12 protein-coding genes are annotated in these 20049 nt (G+C 60.6%); 9 read left to right on the forward strand and 3 right to left on the reverse strand.

Features of this window, described 5'->3' with window-relative positions; genetic code table 11:
• The first annotated feature begins 23 nt into the window (after positions 1–23).
• Entirely contained in the window at positions 24–2693 is a 2670-nt protein-coding gene (locus tag O3649_RS02715) for an HtaA domain-containing protein (protein ID WP_371572635.1), read from the forward strand.
• A gap of 83 nt (positions 2694–2776) precedes the next feature.
• Positions 2777–3517: a sirohydrochlorin chelatase gene (locus O3649_RS02720; RefSeq protein ID WP_246822811.1), complete on the forward strand. Its 741-nt coding sequence runs from the start codon at positions 2777–2779 to the stop codon at positions 3515–3517.
• 129 nt (positions 3518–3646) lie between these two features.
• On the opposite strand, the gene nirD is transcribed toward O3649_RS02720, so the two are convergent.
• The gene (gene nirD / locus O3649_RS02725; RefSeq protein WP_070615873.1) at positions 3647–3973 is read right to left on the reverse strand and encodes a nitrite reductase small subunit NirD; all 327 of its coding nucleotides are present in this window, start codon (positions 3971–3973) and stop codon (positions 3647–3649) included.
• Positions 3974–4518: 545 nt separating this feature from the next.
• On the opposite strand from nirD, the gene nirB reads away from it, so the two are divergent.
• Entirely contained in the window at positions 4519–7188 is a 2670-nt protein-coding gene (gene nirB, locus O3649_RS02730; protein ID WP_070629462.1) for a nitrite reductase large subunit NirB, read from the forward strand.
• A gap of 1 nt (position 7189) precedes the next feature.
• Positions 7190–8101: a uroporphyrinogen-III C-methyltransferase gene (gene cobA / locus O3649_RS02735; protein WP_070629463.1), complete on the forward strand. Its 912-nt coding sequence runs from the start codon at positions 7190–7192 to the stop codon at positions 8099–8101.
• Between the two features lie 214 nt (positions 8102–8315).
• Here cobA and O3649_RS02740 read toward each other — a convergent pair whose 3' ends face one another.
• Complete coding sequence (locus O3649_RS02740; protein WP_371572637.1) at positions 8316–9281, reverse strand: DUF6318 family protein; 966 nt, start codon at positions 9279–9281, stop codon at positions 8316–8318.
• 328 nt (positions 9282–9609) lie between these two features.
• Positions 9610–10530, reverse strand: a complete 921-nt coding sequence (locus O3649_RS02745; protein WP_371572639.1) for a DUF6318 family protein — start codon at positions 10528–10530, stop codon at positions 9610–9612.
• Positions 10531–11991: 1461 nt separating this feature from the next.
• Between O3649_RS02745 and ileS the strand changes: the two genes are divergently transcribed.
• The 5 genes from ileS (at position 11992) to O3649_RS02770 (ending at position 19921) form a co-directional block, all read left to right on the forward strand.
• Complete coding sequence (gene ileS / locus O3649_RS02750; RefSeq protein ID WP_371572641.1) at positions 11992–15333, forward strand: isoleucine--tRNA ligase; 3342 nt, start codon at positions 11992–11994, stop codon at positions 15331–15333.
• A gap of 131 nt (positions 15334–15464) precedes the next feature.
• A complete protein-coding gene (locus O3649_RS02755) occupies positions 15465–17129 on the forward strand; it encodes a folylpolyglutamate synthase/dihydrofolate synthase family protein (RefSeq protein ID WP_371572643.1) in 1665 nt (554 codons plus the stop codon).
• A 399-nt stretch (positions 17130–17528) separates the two neighbouring features.
• Positions 17529–18206 carry a TenA family protein gene (locus O3649_RS02760; RefSeq protein ID WP_371572645.1) on the forward strand — a complete coding sequence of 226 codons (678 nt, stop codon included), beginning with the start codon at positions 17529–17531 and terminating at the stop codon, positions 18204–18206.
• A gap of 516 nt (positions 18207–18722) precedes the next feature.
• Positions 18723–19385 (forward strand): vitamin K epoxide reductase family protein, encoded by a 663-nt coding sequence (locus O3649_RS02765; RefSeq protein ID WP_049354518.1) that lies wholly within the window; start codon positions 18723–18725, stop codon positions 19383–19385.
• 296 nt (positions 19386–19681) lie between these two features.
• On the forward strand, positions 19682–19921 hold the full coding sequence (locus O3649_RS02770; protein ID WP_012903409.1) for a hypothetical protein: 240 nt from the start codon (positions 19682–19684) through the stop codon (positions 19919–19921).
• Positions 19922–20049 lie beyond the last annotated feature (128 nt).

The raw sequence follows: 20049 nt of genomic DNA on the forward strand, positions 1-20049 counted from the left end.
GTCGATAGTATGGATACACACCAATGAAGATTTTCACATCTGGCACCCGCCTCTCCAAGGGAGCCTGCGCCCTCGCCGTCGCTGGCGCTGTCGCCCTGCCCTTGGCACCCGTTCTCGCCGAGAACATTAATATCGCTGCCCAGAACGTTGCCGCACAGAACGTCGCAGCAGGCGACCAGGCAACTGCAGGCGCGTCCTTCGGCTGGGGCGTGCGCGCCTCCTTCCTGTCCTACAACGGTATGCCCCGCGAAATGACCGACGGCGCAGCCTGGGACGCAGCTGCAAAGCAGTTCACCTTCACCCCGACCTCCACCACCGTCTCTGAAGACGGTAAGCAGGTCACCCTGCAGGCTGCCGGCCGCCTCTGGTTCACCGGCCACTGCGCCGAAGGCCAGGACCCCGAAACCGGTTGCGCCCTGAACCTCACCTTCTCCAACCCCCGCGTGGAACTGAACCTTGCTGACGGCACCGGCTCCCTCTACATGACCGTGCGCACCAAGAACTACGCCTCCGGCAAGTTCGAGGGCCCCATGGAAGTCAAGATGGCGACCCTGAGCACCGGCACCGCCAAGCAGAGCGAGAAGGACGGCGTGGTCAGCATCAGCGGCGTCTCCGCGAATCTGACCGCCGACGGTAACCACGCCTTCTCCGACTTCTACAACGAAGGCGCCAGCCTCGACCCGCTGAGCATCTCCTACACCGGCAGCGCAGCTAGCACCCCCAAGAGCGCCTACAGCGTCGCTGAGTCTTACAACACCGGTGCGGGCGTGAACCTGCCCCAGAACACCGCACGTCTGGGCCAGAACCACATCGTGCACGTGGCACCCCCGAGCTTCGGCGGCGACACCACCTACACCGTGCTGACCAGCTCCAACCTGAAGATGACCGACACCGGCGTACTGAAGGCCAACAAGGGCGTTTTCGCGGTGGATGCTGACGGCAACCGCATGCTCGTCATCAACAGCGAGACCAACAAGCCCGAGCTGTACACCGTAACCGCTGAAGGTAAGCTCGTCTCCTCCGGCACCTACTCCAACGCAGACCTCGGCACCACCACCGTCAAGGCAATCGGCTACAACCCCGCCAACAACACCTGGGGTATCGTCAGCATTGACGGCCAGGGCGGCGGCAAGCTCACCATCATTGACGCATCCGGCAAGGCAACCTCGCAGGCTCTGCCGAAGCCCGACTCTATCGACCCGCAGGTTGTGAACGCCTACTCGCTCGACGAGTACTACGGCGACTCGTTCTCCAACAACACCGTGACCCTCGCACCGCTGCCCGACGGCAGCTTCGTGTACGCGCCGTCGACTTCCATCTACGATGCGGCCGGCGAAAAGGTGGTTCAGAAGGGTCACCTGCTGCACATGAGCAGCAACGGCGTGTCCCTGGTGCCGAACTCTTCACCCGCAGGCTACGACACCGCCCTGCCCTCGACCCTGGTCAGCCCCAAGGGCTACATTTACCGTTGGAACAACTGGTACGGCGGTAAGGTGCAGATCCTCAAGTACGAGAACGGCACTTTCAGCGTGGTCCGCGAGTCCGCAACTCTTGAGGGCTTCGAGAAGACCGAGGTTGCCACCATGTTCCTGACCCGCGCGGGTAACGTGGTTGTGGTGGACGCATCCGGCTCCCGCCTGGTGTTCATGGATGAGACCCTGAACAAGGTGAACGAGGTGGTGCTCTCCTCGATGCGCAAGACCGACAAGAGCGGCGGCTACAACGCTCTCGAACTGCCCAACGGCGATATTATCTACCCGACCAGCTTCGAGAACCCGAACACCTACGAGGATCAGCTGTGGCTGAACCGCCTGGCAGCGAACTCGGCACCGACCCCGGCTCCCGAGCCCACTAAGTCTGCTGAGCCGACTGTCGCGCCCACCGAGGCACCCTCTGCTGAGCCTACCGTCGCGCCGACTGTTGCTCCCACCGCTGAGCCGACTGTTGCACCGACCGTCGCGCCTTCTGCTGAGCCCACTGCGACCGCAGAGCCCTCGGCAACTGCAGAACCCACTGTGGAGCCTTCGGTAACGGCTGAGCCCACCAAGACTGCAGAACCGACTGCTGAGCCCACCAAGACTGCAGAACCCACCGCAGTGCCTTCGGAGGAGCCCACCTCGCCGTCTCTGCCGACCGCATCCGTGGCACCTTCTGTAGCCCCGAGTGCTTCTGCAACCCCGAGCGCATCGGTGAGCGCTTCCCCGACCGCAGTTCCGAGCGTTCCCGCCGTGACCCCCTCGGTGAGCGCGTCTGCATCGGCGTCCGCTAGCGCGTCTGCTTCTTCGAGCGCGTCTGTGAGCGCGTCGAGCTCCGCAAGCAGCTCCAGCAGCGCATCGGTGACTGCATCGGCTAGTGCGTCTGCTTCTTCGAGTATGTCCGCAAGCGAGTCTGCATCCGCGAGCGCTTCCGCTTCTGAGAGCAGCACTGCAGACCAGAACGCAGCCGGCCACAAGGGTGGCTCCAACGGCGGTTCTGATGCTGGTTCCGGTGCCTCCGACAACTTGGGTGTGAGCGGCTCCAATGGCGGTTCCTCTAACGGTGGTTCTTCCGCAGGTGGTTCCTCGACCTCCGGTAGCTCCTCCTCCAAGCTGGCACAGACCGGCGCATCCGGCGCTATGTTCGCCGCAGCAGCTGGTGCTATCACCCTGGCTGCGGGTACCGCACTGGTCGTGGCTCGCCGCCGCAAGAGCTAAAATTTAGCCTTCGTGCAACACCCCGCTTCGCCACTCGTGTTCATGAGTGGGGGAGCGGGGTGTTCCTTTCATACAATGGAAATATGACTATTCTGAATGTAATCGCAACTTCGCACGGCACTGACTCGGTCGCCGGTCGTGAAGCTATCACGCTGATTCGTGAGCAGATCAAGTTCCTGCTTGCCCAGCGTAATGACGGTGTGGAGTACCGTGTCCACGCCGCATATGTGGATGTGGAATCTCCCAGCGTTGATGATGCCGCAGCCTCTCTGCCCAATGATGAGCCCTGCGTGATCGTGCCGATTCTGCTGTCGACCGGCTTCCACACTCAGGTGGATTTGCGTCGTGCCGCACGCAATAGCGGTATTGAGCGTATTAGTATTGGCGAGTCTCTGGGACCGGATGCACGTCTTGCCGCTCTGACCCGCGCCCGCCTGGAAGAGGCTGGTTGGACTCCCGGCGACGGCCCTGTGGTGCAGGGTGCCGCTGGTTCTTCCCGCGCCGATGGTCGTGCCGATATGGAGCGTGCCGCTGAGCTGCTGGCTGACGAGCTGAACGCTCCGGTACATCACGGCTTTATTGCCGCTATCGATCCAAAGTTCCACGAGGTCGTTGCCGAACATCAGCCTAAGTTTGCCGCGACTTACCTGCTGGCGGATGGTTTCTTCTCCGGTAAGATGCGCCGTGATGCTGAGTCGACCGGTGTGCCGGTGAAGGTTGCCGCGCCGCTGGTGAACGCGCAGGGTGGTGCTTCTGCTGCCGTGGTGGCGGAGTGCTTTATTGACCGCATGGATGCCGCTATTGCCCAGCTGGATGCCGCCTAGATGACTTAAAATCAGGCTAGTGCGCTCGCTGTTCACTCACCTGATGAGGGGCTTCTGAAAATCCATACAAAAAACCTCGGGAGGTGATTCTCCCGAGGTTTTTTGTATGTAGCTGAAGTAGCTGAGTGCTTAGGCAGTCTTGAGGTAGACGTCGCCGTCGCGGACCTCTACGGGGTAGACCTTGATGGAGTAGGAGGGGTCGGAGACGCACTCACCGGTGGTCAGGTCGTAGACCTCCTTGTAGAGGGGGGAGGTGATGGTGGGGTTGCCGTTCTTCTCACCGACGATGCCGCGTGCGAGGACCAGTGCCTGGCTGTGCGGGTCGAGGTGGTCGCTAGCGTAGATGCCGTGCTTGGTCTTGTAGATGGCGTACTGGTAGCCGTCGACCAGGGCGACTTCGCCCCAGTTTTCTTCGAGGTCAGATTCGGCGCAGATGCGTACCCAGTTCTCAGCCATGGGGGTTTCCTTTCGAAGTGGTGGTCTGCGCCGCGCGGGGTGCAGGACACAATAGCGGTTCGTGTGTTCTTTGTTTGGAGTTTACCTTATGAAACCCACATTTGGAAATGGGGCGCGCGGAGGGTGCTAAAGGTTATTTTTACCCTAAAAGATGCTCTCAAATTTCATAGATTAGCCTTACCTAAATTAGGTTTAGATAAGGTAAGAATACCCTATTCCAGCCCGGTATTCCGCGGATTTTTTGGAAAATTTTCCCAAAAAATACGGATTTTCGATGCTGCGACCCCGCGCTAGAGTGTACGATAAAAGTCGTAGTTTAAAACGCCTTTTGACTGCCTGAAGAAAACAACATAATCCCACACAAAAATGTTTCGTAATTTTCAGATGCATTCTAAAGAAGCGGGCGCTCCAACTACTCGGTACGCATCAGGTACGAGCCCAACGGTACGGAAACTAGGAGTTCCAATACCGGGCACGATCCAGCCGCACACTGAGGGTAGATAAGTGCCATGAACTACCTGCATTACAACTAGGAAGGAAAATCCATGTCGCACACCCCCCGCAACATTCTCGTTGTCGGCGCAGGCCCCGCTGCGTGGCGTTTTGTACGCGCGTACCACGAAGGCGCTGAAGCTGCCGGTCGCGCAGCGGACACCATCACCGTCCTCAACGATGAGCCCTACATCCCCTACGACCGCGTTGCTATCGAGAAGATTTTCAAGGACACCGAGAAGGACCTGACCCTCGGTGACCCCGAACTGTGGAATGCAGAGAACATCAACCTGGTCAACAACTGCCACGCAGAGAAGCTTGACCGCACCCGCCGCGTCGTCACCGACACCGAGGGCAACGAGTACCCCTACGACGTGCTGGTCTTCGCGACCGGTTCTCGCGCGGTTCGTATCCCCATTCTTAACTCGGATGCCGCACACGTCTTCCGCACCATTGACGACGTGAAGAACATGGTCTCCGAGGTCAACCGTCTGCAGTCCACCCTGGGCCGCGCACCCCGCGGTATCGTCGTCGGTGGCGGTCTGCTCGGCCTCGAAGCAGCTGAGGGTCTGAAGGACCTGGGCGCAGAGCCCACCATTCTGGACGTGGCACCCTGGCTGCTCTCCGTTGAGGTTGACCAGGGTGGCGGTTACGCCGTGAACGCCCAGATTAAGGCAACCGGCATTGAGATTGAGACCGGCGTGTACATCTCCGGCATCAACAAGGATGCTGACGGCAACGTCGTCTCCGTCTCCATCGCAGATTCTCCCTCTGAGGATGCAGAAATCCGCACCCTGCCCGCCGACATGGTGGTCTTCGGTGCCGGTATTCGCCCCAACGACGAGCTGGCACGCGACGCCGACCTGGCACTGGGCGAGCGCGGCGGTATTCTCGTCAACGACGCATGCCACTCCTCCGACGAGCACATTTGGGCTATCGGTGAGGTCGCCTGCGTGCTGGGCCGCACCTGGGGTCTGGTCGCACCGGCTAACGCTATGGCTGACGCTGTTGCAGCTAACCTGCTCAACGACAACGAAGAAGCTCAGGTTGAAGAGTTCGACATCGCAACCAAGCTGAAGTTCTCTGGCGTTCAGGTCGCTGGCTTCGGTGACCGCCGCGGCACCACCGAGGGTTGCCTCGAGGTTCTGTTCGCAGACCCCGCACGCGGCATGTACCAGAAGATCGTGACCAGCGGCGACGCAAAGACCCTGCTCGGTGGCGTGTTCGTCGGTGACACCGCTCCCTTCGACTCCCTCAAGCCCCTGCTTGGCCGCGAGCTGCCCGCTGAGCCGAACGTTTACCTGACCGCAGCTGGCGGCGGCGACGGCATCCCCGACACCGAACTGCCCGACGACGCAATCCTGTGTTCCTGCAACAACATCAGCTTCGGTGCTGTCCGCGAGGCAATCGTTGACGGCAACCACGATGTTGCGTCCCTGAAGTCCTGCACCACCGCGGGTACCCAGTGTGGTTCCTGTGTTCCGATGCTGCAGAAGACTTTGGAACAGCAGATGAAGAAGATGGGTCTGACCGTCTCCAAGGCACTGTGTGAGCACTTCGACTTCTCCCGTGCTGAGCTGGCTGAGGCTGTGCGCCTGACCAGCCTGGACGACTTCGACTCCGTGCTGGCACGCTTCGGTCGCGGTGGCGACGGCTGTGCTATCTGTAAGCCGACCGTTGCGTCGATTCTCTCCTCCTTCCGCAACTCCTACGTCCTGGACGCAGGCCGCGGTGGTATTCAGGAGACCAACGACCGTGCGCTGGCGAACATGCAGAAGAACGGTACCTACTCCGTCGTTCCGCGTATTCCCGCAGGTGAGATTCCCGCTAAGAAGCTGGGTGTCATCGCAGAGGTCGCTGAAGAGTTCGGTCTGTACGTGAAGATCACCGGTGCACAGCGTATCGGTATGTTCGGTGCTCGCCTGGAGCAGCTGCCCTACATTTGGGAGCGTCTGGTGGATGCTGGCTTCGAATCCGGTCAGGCATACGGTAAGTCCCTGCGTAACGTGAAGTCCTGCATGGGTTCGACCTGGTGCCGCTTCGGTGTTCAGGACTCGACCGGTATGGCAGTCAAGCTCGAGAACCGTTACCGCGGTCTGCGTTCCCCGCACAAGTTCAAGTTCGGTGTTTCCGGTTGTAACCGTGAATGTGCTGAGGCACAGGGCAAGGACGTTGGTCTGATTGCAACCACCAACGGCTGGAACCTGTACTTGGGTGGTAACGGTGGTGCGAACCCCGCTCACGGTCGCCTCTTCGTCAAGGACGCCTCCAGCGAGGACATCATCCGCTACATTGACCGCTACCTGATGTACTACATCCGTACCGCAGACAAGCTGCAGCGTACCGCTCGCTGGCTCGAGGATCTGGATGAGGAGCACGGCGACGGTCTGGCACACCTGCAGTCCGTCCTCATTGAGGACTCCCTGGGCGTGTGCGAGGACCTGGAGCGCGACATGCAGCGTCACGTTGACTCCTACGAGGACGAGTGGGCGGCAACCCTGCGCGACGAGCGCCGCCTGCGCCGCTTCCGTGCCTTCATCAACGAGCCCAACGGCAGCGACGAGGGTTCGCACCTGTACGTGCTGGAGCGCGAGCAGATTCGCCCCGCAACCCCCGAGGAAATTGCGGCGGCAGAAGCTGGCGAGTCCAACACCGTCCTGCTGACCGGTGCCAAGATTCCCGTGGGCAAGCCCAGTGACCTCAACCCGGTCCCGGCAGCGTAGTATGTGCCCGAAGATTCCTCCGTTCCCGCCCCGCGAGTTCGCCACTATTGACGAAATCCTCGCGGGCGGGGCGCCCGGGCACACCCTGGACGATAGCGTGACGGAACGCGGCATCCTTCTGCCCGGCGAGCCTGCTGAGAACCCCGGCAAGGTCTACATTGTGGGTGGCGGCCCCGGTGCCGCTGACCTGCTGACCCTGCGTGCGGCACGTGCCCTGAGTGAGGCGGACGTGGTTCTTCTGGATCACCTCGCCCCGCAGGAGTACGGTGAGTACGCGCCGAACGCCCTCATTGTTGATGTGGGCAAGGTTCCCGGTAAGCACGCTGTTCCGCAGTCCCGCATTCAGCAGCTCATGATTGATTACGCGCTTTCGGGTAAGACCGTGGTGCGTTTGAAGGGTGGCGACCCGTACGTGTACGGTCGCGGTGCTGAAGAGCTGGATGCGTGCATCGCCGCAGGCCTGGAGGCTGAGGTTATCCCCGGCATTACCAGCGCCATCGCGGTCCCTGCGCGTGCGGCGATTCCGGTGACCCTGCGTAAGGTATCCTCGATTTTCACCGTCATTTCTGGTCACTCCGGCCTGTCGGAGACCGAAGTGTCGGCGGTTGAGGCGACCCTGCGCGCCCAGGGCACCGTGGTGCTGCTGATGGGCGTTCGTACCCTGCCCGATACGGTGGCGTCTCTGCTCTCTCGTGGGATTGAGGCTGACACGCCGCTGGCAACCATTGAGAACGGTTTCTCTGAGAAGGAGCGCGTGACTGTCACGACCCTTGAGAACGCTCAGGCAGATTGCGCATCGGTTAGGGCGCCGGCTATTACCGTCATCGGTGAGGTCGTGCATTATGCTCGCGATGATCAGAACCGCTTTGTGAGCGAGGTTCACGAGCGTCTGCGTGAGCGTTCCACCTCCTAGAGGCGGTGCGCTAGATAGTATTGCACAGCCCCGCATCCTTGGTTTTCCTAGTTGCCGAGGAGCGGGGCTGTTGCTGTGCCGGGTTATATTGCTGCGCCGGAACGCCGCGGCACAAAAACATACGAAAGCGGGGCGGGTATCAGTTGATACCCGCCCCGCTTTCATCAGGGGCGCTGCGCTCAAATCCTAATCTTGGAGCTTAGAATCTCAGAGCCTAGACCTTGAAATCGCTACTGCTACCGGAGCTAGAGCCACCGGAGCTGCCGGAGCCGCCACCGCTGGACTTGCTTGCCGAAGCCGATGAGGAGGGGCCCTCAAAGACCTTGCGGAATCGGTCGCTGTACTCCGACACAAAGTACTCGCGGCTGGTCACGCGCCACTTGCCCTCGGCGTACACCACGTAAATCACGACATCCAGGGTGCTTGCCTTCTGAGGCTCACCCGTGCCCTTCTGGTAGATGGTGTACTCCTTGACAACATCCCGGCAGGGGAACGCCACAACAGCCAAATCGGAAGAGGCAAGAGCCTTCGCATCGAGATCGTCACGGATGCTCAGCTTACTCTCGTAGTCCTTAGTCCAACCACCCGCAGCGTAGAGCTTAGCAATAGCCTTCAGATTGTTGACCAGACCGCTGTCAGCGCCGTGGACCAGACCCTTGAGGTACTGCAGGTCGCCGTTGTACATCGCGGCAATGTACGCGCTCTGGTAAGCAGCCAGGGTCTTGTAGGCGCCCTCGAGGGAGACGGTACGCTGAGCCACCGTATCAATGACCGGAATCGGGACGTTCTTCGCGGGGGAGGTGTCGGTCGGCTCAACATAGTGCGCAATGGCGGGCTTGTACTCGTACTTGACGTCGCCAATGTACTTCTTATAGTCCTTCAAGAACTCGTCGGACGGAATAATCTTCGCGCTACTACGGCTTGACGAGGACGAAGACGAAGCGGATGCCGAAGCCGAAGCAGACTCAGAAGGCGAAGCCGACGCAGAGGGGGAGGCGGAGGCGCTCGGGGAGCCGGAGAAGGTGTCGCCGCTACCGGTGGGGCGAATATCCTTGTTGAAGGCGCATCCTGCCAGAGCCAAAGCGCCGGCGGTCAGACCGCCAAAAAGAACGGTGCGGCGGGTCAATCCGTTTCGGTCGTTAGCAGAGAAGTTGGTGTGTGCACTCGGCCGGAAGGACATGGTATCTCCTGAAAGTGGTTGATCGAGGTAGCTCGCTTCACAACGCTGTGATGCGTACGAAAGGATCCGCCTCATCGTTTTTGTATGGTGCGCGGTACAGGGGGGGGTACCGGGATACGGGTGTGCCGGAGCGTGAACTGCGGCGGTATAAAGTATCCACTTCTTACTATAGAAGACTGGTTTTAAAACTTCGTCAAAAAACCCTGAACGTTGTCTTTAAGACGCAATAACCCAAAGTCGGTGAGGTGCAGGGGAAACTGTACCTCAACGACTTTGGGCTAGTGCGTATGAAATTGATGAAACGGGGCTAGTTTAGACCTTGCCGGATTTAGACCTTAGTGGAGCCGCGACCCGAAGAACCGCTAGAACCTGCGGAACTGGAACCTCCGGAGCCAGAAGAGCCCTTGCCGCCATTCAGACGCTCGTTCAGATAATCGTTGCCGATTCGCCACCACTTACCCTCGGTGTAGAGCATCACGTGCGGAATGGCTACCTGAGTAATCGCCGGTATCTTGCGTTCGGTGCCGTCCGGCTGATGGATGGCGGTGGCAGAATACTTAGCGTCCATCATGATTTCTACGTAGCCGTCACCGTTCTTCAGGGCGGTTCGAGGCTCCGTATTCCGCATGGAAATGCTGCACGTGAAGTCCATGTACCAGCCGTTCTGCTCATACAGTTCCTTGACTGCTTTAACCTCGTCGATGGCGCTCTTGTCTGCCGGGTAGGTCAGCTCAATCGCCTGATCTGCATAGTGGCCATCCTTGAGCGCGGTGATTTGAGCACTGTAGTAGGCACGCAACGTCTCGTAGGCGCCCTGGAAGGTCGGTTCTTCACGGTGCGGAACGGTCTTGAGGGGCTTAGGTACGTTCTTCGCAGGGGAAGAATCCGTTGCGGGCTGGTACTCGCCCATGTATTCGCCGGTCAGCTTCAGAGGGCCGGGGTACTTTTCCCAACCCTCAACAAGTGCGTCCTCAGATACGGGTACGCGTGCCGCGCTGGACGAGCTGCTCTTAGCGCTTGCTGATGCGGTCGCCGAAGCAGACTGTGAAGCAGACGGCGAACTAGATGCAGAAGCGGAAGCGCTCGCGGACGGGGTGGGGGAACCGATCTTAGCTTTTGCTTCTTCGCTCAACGGGCGAATGTCGGAGGCGCAACCAGCCATGAGGGTTGCCGCGCCACCGAGCAGTAGGGCGCGGCGGCTCATTAGGCGGGAAGCAGCGGAACGGGTGCTCGAAGAGGGTGAGAGCATCGGTGAACTCCTTGATTATTCCCGAGGCGGGCTCGGGGCACCCGGCGGCGGGCGCGTGGTTGTATGGCGTGTTGGGTGAGGTCGTGAAAGGGGGTAAAACTTCAGGCAAATGCCGCGGTTTCAGTCCACATCCGGAAGTGACCTCGGGCGCGTACATGCTGCTGGTAGAGCGAACGGATACGCGGTGAACTCATCTTTGAGACTGCTATGTTCACACTCCGGTGAGAGGGTAGATGCTATCGAATCATCATTGATGTGTTGCACGATTCATTTTAGACTACTTTGAATTCAAAATGCACGAAAATACACCTTAGTAATCTCTGTGAGTCTATGGATCACTCAAGATATCAATCACCGTAAAGTATTGCGACCATGCTCTGTTGATGGGGGCTATTTGATGGGGGTGGGTGCTTCGGCGAGAGGTGGCGCGCATGTTAGATTAAGTGATTTCAATCATATTTATGACCTGAAAAACGAAAGAGCCTCGTCCCAGTGTTCGCAAAAGATGGGGGAGAGGAGAGGGATTGGCTCAACCTTCTGGTTGTGAGGATGCCTTCAGTAGTTCAGGAGAAATACCCGATTCAACAAGGGGAAACCCGCTCAACAATTCCCAAATATGCACTCTATTCACCCGCTATGCATTGCTGAATCATTCAGAAAAACCGGTTCCCACACGGGGTGTTGAAGAGATGAAAACGTGCAGGGGTGAATATCTAGTGGAATTACATCGGTGTTCACCCCATATCTTGTGGTTGCACTGACTGCAATCCCATGGGCTCCCACGAAAAAATCGAAACCCACTTAAAGCAACACCGGGGGAATGCAAAAACATACATCCTTAAACACGCCCGAGCGTGGGGTGAGGCAAGACCCCTTAAGCCCCCTACTCGCTCTAAATATCGCCGAACGAAGAACCATTCTGTTTTGTGTCCCCGGCATCGGCGCATCTGAATAGTACTGTTCAAACCCACACCCCGCGGGGTTGCATACAGGCACAAAAGCCACATAAACTATTAGTGTTTGCAACGACCCGGCCATCACCGGCGAGCAATTCGGAAGAACGGACCGCACCTGCGGGCACCCGCCAATCGCTGCGGCGAGGGTGTCTTAGCGGAAGAGATGTAGTCCCAGTAGAACCGGACGGTTAAGCCCGATATAGCTGTAATAAGCGACTGATACCCGCCCAACGCGCCGCTCTTCCGGTGGCTAGGTATCGCGGACACGCGACACCCCGCTAGCCCCGGGAGGGTTCGGTGCGTTGAGCTGTTAAATCAGTAAGCAAGGTGGTACCGCGCCGCATCCCGACCCCCGGCACAACCCGGGCAAGTCAGCGATGCCTAGGCGTCCTTGCACCCGTCATGTCAATCCTCACCCGCTGAAACGGTGCGGACGACGAGTGCTACGTACCCTGTCGCCCCAACCTCTCAGCGTTGAGAACAACAGATAAGGGCGCACAAACACATGTCCCATGTTTACCCCAAGGCGAGCGCCTTCGAAGCCGCAGGAAGCGGCGTCACCGCATCGCCCAAGTTCCCCGCACTCGAAGAGGCAGTCCTCGACTACTGGAAGAAGGACAACACCTTCTCCGCATCCGTCGAGAACCGCCCCGCAGGCGAAAACGGCGAAAACGAATTCGTCTTCTACGACGGCCCTCCCTTCGCTAACGGCCTGCCCCACTACGGGCACCTGCTCACCGGCTACGCCAAGGACCTCGTCGCACGCTACCAGACTCAGCGCGGCCACAAGGTAGAACGCCGCTTCGGCTGGGACACCCACGGCCTGCCCGCAGAACTCGAGGCAATGAAGCAGCTCGGCATGACCGACAAGCGCGAAATCCTCGAAATGGGCATCGACAACTTCAACGACGCTGCCCGCGCATCCGTGCTCAAGTACACCAACGAGTGGGAAAAGTACGTCACCCGCCAGGCACGCTGGGTCGACTTCGAAAACGACTACAAGACCCTGAACGTCGAGTACATGGAGTCCGTCATCTGGGCGTTCAAGCGCCTCTACGACAAGGGCCTGACCTACCAGGGCTTCCGCGTGCTGCCCTACTGCTGGAAGGACGAGACCCCCCTCTCCAACCATGAGCTGCGCATGGACGACGACGTGTACAAGGACCGCCAGGACCAGACCGTCACCGTCGCATTCCGCCTCACCGCAGACACCGCCCTCGGTGCTGACGAGAAGGTCGCCGCAGAACTCGACGGCGTCGAAGCACTCGCATGGACCACCACCCCCTGGACCCTGCCCACCAACCAGGCGCTCGCAGTCGGACCCGAGATCGAATACTCCGTAGTACCCGGCGCGGGCAAGTTTGAGGGCCGCTCCTTCCTGATTGCCTCCGAGCTGCTCGGCTCCTACGCCAAGGACCTCGGCTACGAAGGCGACCAGCCCGAAAAGGATGCAGACGCAGCCGTCACCGCACGCTACACCGGCTCCCAGCTCGAGCACGTGCGCTACACCCCGCTCTGGGACTACTTCGCAGACACCGAAAAGTGGGGCACCGAAACCTCCTGGCAGATTCTCGTCGCCGACTACGTCACCACCGGTGACGGTACCGGCATCGTCCACCAGGCACCCGCCTACGGTGAAGACGACCAGAAGGTCTGTGAAGGCTACGGCATCCCCGTGATCCTCTCCCTCGACGAAGGCGCAAAGTTCCTGAACCTCTTCGCCGAGCCCACCGCCTCCGGCTCCACCGCCCTGGCTGAGATTGCAGGCGTGCAGGCATTCGACGCGAACCGCACCATCATCAACGCCCTCAAGGCAGACGATGTGCTGATCCGCGAGAAGTCCTACGTGCACTCCTACCCGCACTGCTGGCGCTGCCGCACCCCGCTCATCTACCGTGCAATCACCTCCTGGTACGTGAAGGTCACCGACTTCAAGGACCGCATGTACGAGCTGAACAAGCAGATTAACTGGATCCCGGAAAACGTGAAGTACGGCCAGTTCGGCAAATGGGTTGAGAACGCACGCGACTGGTCCATCTCCCGTAACCGCTTCTGGGGCTCCCCGATCCCCGTGTGGGTTTCGGACGACCCGAACTACCCGCGCATGGACGTGTACGGCTCCCTCGAAGAGCTCAAGGCAGACTTCGGCCGCCTGCCCCTGAACAAGGACGGCGAACCCGACCTGCACCGCCCGTACATCGACGAGCTGACCCGCCCGAACCCGGACGATCCGACCGGCAAGTCCACCATGCGCCGCGTGGAAGACGTGCTCGACGTCTGGTTCGACTCCGGCTCCATGCCCTACGCACAGGTGCACTACCCCTTCGAGAACCAGGAATGGTTCGAGAACCACTACCCGGCAGACTTCATCGTCGAGTACATCGGTCAGACCCGCGGCTGGTTCTACGTGCTGCACGTACTGGCGACCGCGCTCTTCGATCGCCCCGCGTTCAAGAACGTCATCAGCCACGGTATTGTGCTCGGCTCGGACGGTCAGAAGATGTCCAAGTCCCTGCGTAACTACCCGGATGTCTCCGAGGTTCTCGACCGCGACGGCTCCGACGCGATGCGTTGGTTCCTGATGTCGTCCCCGATTCTGCGCGGCGGCAACCTGATCGTGACCGAACAGGGCATCCGTGAGGGTGTTCGCCAGGTCATGCTGCCGCTGTGGAACGTCTACCACTTCTTCGCCCTGTACGCTAACGCCGCCAACAACGGCGAAGGCTACAGCGCAAAGCTCAAGTACGACTCGCAGCACGTGATGGACCGCTTCATCCTCGGCAAGACCCGCGAACTCATCGAGCAGGTCACCGCAGCGATGGACTCCTACGACATCTGGAACGCCTGCGAATCCCTGCGCCAGTACGCCGACGCACTGACCAACTGGTACGTGCGCCGCTCCCGCGAGCGCTTCTTCAACGAAGACACCGACGCATTCGACACCCTCTACACCGCACTGGTGACCGTGTCGAAGGTCGCCGCGTCCCTGCTGCCGCTCAGCAGCGAGGAAATCTACCGCGGCCTCACCGGTGAACGCTCCGTGCACCTGGCTGACTGGCCCGAGGCATCCGCTTTCGCTGACGAGTCTGACCTGCTGGCTCTCATGCAGACCGTGCGTGAGGTTTGCTCCGCCGGTTCGGCACTGCGCAAGGAAAAGAAGATCCGCGTGCGCCAGCCGCTGCAGAAGATGACCGTGGCAATCGCACCCGAGCAGTTCGCTGCCCTGGGTACCGCTTTCGGTGAGAAGGGCGCGGAGTACTTCGCGAACATCGTCGAGGACGAGCTGAACCTGCGCCAGGTGGAGCTGGTCAGCGCCGACACCGTCGACCCCGCCGACTACGGCATCTCCCAGCAGCTGAAGGTCAACGCACGTGCGGCAGGTCCGCGCCTGGGCAAGCAGGTACAGGTTGCCATTAAGGCATCCAAGTCCGGTGACTGGGCCGTGACCGAGGACGGTACCGTCCTGGTCGGCGTGGCGGCTCTGGATGGCGGCCTGGCTCTGGAAGAGGGCGAATACGAGCTGGCAACCGTGGTTGCCGCTGACGCTGAGGGTGCTGAGCACACCGCGGCTGCGGTTCTGCCCGGCGGCTTCCTGGTCCTCAACATTGAGCTGACCGATGAGCTGGTTGCCGAGGGTATCGCCCGCGACACCATCCGCGCTATTCAGCAGGCACGTAAGGACGCCGACCTGAACGTTGCGGACCGCATCAACCTGAGCATCGCGGCGCCGGAGGAAACTCTGGCAGCTCTGCGCGCCAACGAAGCACTGGTGACCGGTGAAACCCTCGCCGTGTCCCTGCAGCTGAGCGAAGCAGCCGAGCTGAGCATTAGCGTAGCCAAGGCATAAAACGCCTGAACCGTACGGCCGTCCCGCCCCCTTCACGGGCGGGGCGGCCCGTCGTCTATCCCGCCGCACGGTTATCCCGCCGCACGGTGGGCCCCTGCCGGCACTGACCGGCTATCCCAGTGAGGAGAACAATGAGCGAGAAGAATTACCCCGCAATTCCCGACCCCGAGGGCGTGGAACGGGTCTACGGTGAACTGCTGGCGCGAGCACCCGAAAACAAGATGGCACCGCGCCTGGACGCTGTGGCGCGCGCCGTCGAAATCCTCGGTGACGTGCACCGTGCCGCACCGGTCATCCACATTACCGGCACGAACGGCAAGACCAGCACCGCCCGCATGATTGAGGCGCTGCTGCTCGGCCACGACCTGCGCGTGGGCCGCTTCACCAGCCCGCACCTCGAAAGCGTCACCGAGCGTATCTGCATCAACGGCGCGCCCGTACCGGATGCTACCTTCGTGCGCATCTGGGACGAAATCGCCCCCTACCTGCAGATCGTGGACGCGGAAATGACCTCCCGCGGCGAGCCCGCCCTGACCTTCTTCGAGTCCGTCACCGTACTCGCCTTCGCAATTTTTGCGGACGAGCCGGTGGACGTGGTGGTGCTCGAGGTCGGCATTGGCGGCACTTGGGACTCCACGAACGTTGCCGACGGCGTGGTCTCCGTGGTCACCCCGATTGGTCTGGACCACACCGACATGCTCGGCGAAACCCTCGCCGAAATTGCAACCGAAAAGTCCGGCATTATCAAGCCCGGCGGCTTCCTGGTTTCTGCGGCGCAGGATCCCGAAGCGGCGGATGTACTGCTCGCCTCCGCCCGCGAGAAGGACGCATCCTTCGCCTTTGAGGGCGTGGAGTTCGGCGTGGTCTCCCGTGAGCTTGCGGTCGGCGGTCAGCTGCTGACCCTGCGCGGCCTGGCGGGGGAGTACCCGGACGTGCCGCTGTCCCTGCACGGTGCGCATCAGGCGCAGAACGCCGTGGTGGCTCTTGCCGCCGTGGAGGCGTTCTTCGGCGGTCACCGTCAGCTGCCCGAGGACGTCGTGCGTGCCGCGTTTGAGACGGTGCGCTCGCCGGGTCGCCTGGAGGTTGTGCGTACCGAGCCGCTGACCATCCTGGACGCGGGCCACAACCCGCACGGTGTGCGTGCTTCCGCGACCGCGCTGACCGAGGCGTTCAAGCTGTCGCACCTGCACGCGGTGGTCGGCATCCTGGGCGAGAAGGATGCCCTGGGCATGTTCGAGACCATGCGCGAAGAGTATGTTGACGCTTCCGACGGCACCTTCCGCCTGTACCTTGCGGCGTCGGATTCGCCGCGTGCGATTGCCCCGGAGCGCCTGCACGAGCTCGCCCTGGATGCTGGCATTGATGAAGACTCAATCGAGGTGTTCGAGCACCTGGATGAGGCGATTGCCACCGCCATGGAGAACGCTCTCTTCGAGCAGGAGTCGGCGGGCGTGCTGATTACCGGTTCGATTACGGTCATCGGTGAGGCGCGTACCCTGCTCGCTGCGCATGAGCAGGCGAAGACCCCCGGCGCTGAGGCTGAGGAGCTGCCGGATGAGCTGCCCGCCGAGGCTGGCCTGTACGCCGGTTCTGCGGGCGCGGCGTCGGCTTCGACTCTGGCTGCCGCGGCCGCTGAGGCTGCTGCCGCCGAGCCGGATGAGCTGCTGAACGACATCATGGCTGAGCTGGGTGGCGAGTCTGCGGCGGGTTCTTCGCTGGAGGATTCGCTGGGTCTGCCGCTGGGCGATTCGTACACCGATGATTTCTTCGGTGACGACGAAGACTCGGACAACTAAAGCGGTCTGTTGAGGTTACAGACATGAGGCGGGGTGCCGCCCTCCGGCTAGTATTTCTAGTATTTATTGGCTGGGGGAGTGGCACCCCGTTTTTTCGTGCCCCCGCTTTTTATGCCTTTGCCCTCATACTCCCACTCGAACGCATGATTTCTCACGTGTTCCCATGGGCTCTCACCTAACCCCAATCACGCGAGTTTGACCGGCACCATCCGCCCTCACCCATCCAAAAAATCGAAAAGAACGAAAATTTGTGGGCACCGGGGCGCAAAACCGGGCACGCCTTGGCGTTACGGTGCTATATTCGCTGAGGCGCCGGCCCCAACGCCTGAGGCCGCACCAACACACCCGCACACATACGCATACCAGCGACGGTATGCCACATAGTGAAAGGCACCCATCATGCCCGCACCCTTCACCGATTTGATTGGCACCGATTCGTTCACCGAGGCCCTGCGCCAGGAGAACCTCGCCACCTGGCTTGCCGCCACGAATCACCGTTTTGTTGCTGAGCTTTTTGACGGCTCGATTGCCCCGCAGGTCATGGCGGGGTACCTGGTGCAGGACTACCGCTTCCTCGATACCTTCCTCGCCCTGATTGGTGGCGCGATTGCTAACGCTGATACTCTCGCAGGTCGTCTGCGCCTCTCCGAGTTCGCGGGCGAAATCGCGGGAGACGAGAACACCTACTTCCTGCGCTGTTTTGAGACTCTGGGCGTGACCGAACATCAGCGTGACTCCATGCCCGATACGGAGGCGACCACCGGCTTCAAGCGTCTCTTCCTCGACGCGGCGGCAAGCGGCAGCTACGCGGCGATCCTGTCGGTGCTGGTGGTTTGCGAGGGCCTGTACCTGGATTGGGCGTCGAAGGCTCCCGCCAAGCGCCCCGACTCTTTTGTGCATCACGAGTGGATTACCCTGCACGACTACCCGGAGTTCCGTGAGCTGGTTGATTTCCTGCGCCGCGAACTGGACCGTGTGGGCCCGTCGGATGCGCAGCGTGCCCGCGAGTTCTTTAGCCGCGCGGTGGAGCTGGAGCAGCTGTTCTTTGATGAGTCGTACACCCACCCGCTGCCCTAGGTAATACCGCCCTAAGCGATGCCCCGGATAAAGCCCTAGAAATATCCTGTTGAAACCCCTGGAAGGTTCCGCCCGCCGCTGAATTGTGGGCGCCTCCCGGGGGTTTCGCGTGCTCAAGACGCCCCGAAAGTGCCCGGAATGAGCCCCTGAAAATGCCCCGAAAGTGCACAGAAAACGCGCCCACCTGTGTAAAATAGCACGTCATAAAACGGAACATATAGGCTGATGGCGTGCCATTTGGCGGTGTGAGAGGCTAGGATAAATGGGGTACCGCTTCCGGGGTGCTGGCTATGCCGCGCCGGTATGTACCCGCTACTGCACGAGGTGAGGCGCACCCTTGAGGAACCTAACCGGCACCTCCTCAGCCGTCCCCGGCGTCTGCCGCGTTGACGGTTGCATGCGCCCCTCAACACTACAGAGCTTAAGACGGTGCCGCTGCGCAAATATCCGCAGATATCTGCTGTGCAAGTATCCGCTAAGCAACTATCACCGTAAAACACTATCTAAAGGAGTCGTATGAGTACCGCCGCATCGAGTACTACCGAGCCCACCCACGCTGCAAAAGAAGCGCAGCACGGGCACGCGGGAACCCCGGGCGGCTACTCAGACCGACAGCTCGGATTCTGGCTGGTTGGCGCCGGCCTGATTGCACTCATTTCTTCAGCGATTCTGGTGTACGAGCGCCTGCAGATTTACATTGATGCCGGCCACTCCACAGTCTGCGATATCAACGCACTGCTCAGCTGCGGCACGGTGATGCGCACCCCGCAGGCGGAAGCTTTCGGCTTCCCGAACCCGTTCATTGGTCTGGTGGGCTTCTCGATTGTGGTGACTATCGGTGCCGCAATCATGGCAGGCGCACAGTTTAAGAAGTGGTTTTGGGTGTGCATGAACATTGGTCTGGCTGCGGCAACCGCGTTCATTATGTGGCTGTGGTACCAGACGACGTTCCAGATTAATGCCCTGTGCCTGTTCTGCATGATCGTGTGGGTTATGACCATCACGCTTTTTGTGAAGACCACGGTCCGCAATATTTCGGCGGGTGTTATTCCGGCGTCGCAGTCGATGCGTGAGAGCGCTCGCGGCTGGTCGTGGTTTGCGATTAGCCTGTGGCTGATCCTGATTTTCGGCATTATTGTGATCCGCTTCTTCGAGGTCATTGTGAATATGATGCGCTAAGCATTGAGCTGTACCGCCCCGGTGCCTGTTGGTACCGGGGCGTTGCTGTACCCGCAGGCAGAATGTGCTGGCAAGAATGCGGCGGGCAAGAACGTGCCGGCAGATTGCGGTGGGTAGCGGGGGAGGCGCCGGTGACCCGGGTAGCGAAGTCAGCGGGGAGGCGACGCGGGTGCGTATAATGGTCAGGTATATTCATGAGCGGCATCAGCCGGGACCGTCCGCGGGTTTTGCCTGCGGCGTCGACTGCCCGCCGTTCTGTTGGACGCTAGATTCTTGATACCCCTTCGAGGAGAACCGTGAAGACTGCCGGAATTGCCGCAATGGGCGCTGCTGCCGTTATTTTTCTGACTGCCCTGCTGTTGCTGACCGCCGGTCACTTCTCGCTACTGTGGGTGATTCTGCTGGTGGTTTCTCCGTTCGTTTTCATTCTGGGTGTTCCGTTTGCGACCGGTTCCGGTCCGGAGTACCTGCCGACCGACCCGAAGCTTGCTCAGCAGGCTCGTGAGGCGCGCGACGCGGAGCTGGGTCTGAACTAGCCCCTCCTCTTGAGAACTTTTTGAAGCCGGGTGGTGCGTGGTGGCACGCCCGGCTTTGCTGTACCCGCTATGGTGCTCGCCGCAGTGCCCGCGCATCCTGGTGGGAAGTGATGCCTGGATTGGTGGTC

Source organism: Rothia sp. 27098_8_29 (assembly GCF_041432785.1).
Classification (GTDB): Bacteria; Actinomycetota; Actinomycetes; order Actinomycetales; family Micrococcaceae; genus Rothia; species Rothia mucilaginosa.

What these genes read in the sequence shown, in the direction of transcription:
- O3649_RS02715 (WP_371572635.1), top strand. Translation starts at nt 24, where the DNA reads ATGAAGATTTTCACATCTGGCACCCGCCTCTCCAAGGGAGCCTGCGCC.
- O3649_RS02720 (WP_246822811.1), top strand. Translation starts at nt 2,777, where the DNA reads ATGACTATTCTGAATGTAATCGCAACTTCGCACGGCACTGACTCGGTC.
- nirD (WP_070615873.1), bottom strand. Translation starts at nt 3,973, where the DNA reads ATGGCTGAGAACTGGGTACGCATCTGCGCCGAATCTGACCTCGAAGAA.
- nirB (WP_070629462.1), top strand. Translation starts at nt 4,519, where the DNA reads ATGTCGCACACCCCCCGCAACATTCTCGTTGTCGGCGCAGGCCCCGCT.
- cobA (WP_070629463.1), top strand. Translation starts at nt 7,190, where the DNA reads ATGTGCCCGAAGATTCCTCCGTTCCCGCCCCGCGAGTTCGCCACTATT.
- O3649_RS02740 (WP_371572637.1), bottom strand. Translation starts at nt 9,281, where the DNA reads ATGTCCTTCCGGCCGAGTGCACACACCAACTTCTCTGCTAACGACCGA.
- O3649_RS02745 (WP_371572639.1), bottom strand. Translation starts at nt 10,530, where the DNA reads ATGCTCTCACCCTCTTCGAGCACCCGTTCCGCTGCTTCCCGCCTAATG.
- ileS (WP_371572641.1), top strand. Translation starts at nt 11,992, where the DNA reads ATGTCCCATGTTTACCCCAAGGCGAGCGCCTTCGAAGCCGCAGGAAGC.
- O3649_RS02755 (WP_371572643.1), top strand. Translation starts at nt 15,465, where the DNA reads ATGAGCGAGAAGAATTACCCCGCAATTCCCGACCCCGAGGGCGTGGAA.
- O3649_RS02760 (WP_371572645.1), top strand. Translation starts at nt 17,529, where the DNA reads ATGCCCGCACCCTTCACCGATTTGATTGGCACCGATTCGTTCACCGAG.
- O3649_RS02765 (WP_049354518.1), top strand. Translation starts at nt 18,723, where the DNA reads ATGAGTACCGCCGCATCGAGTACTACCGAGCCCACCCACGCTGCAAAA.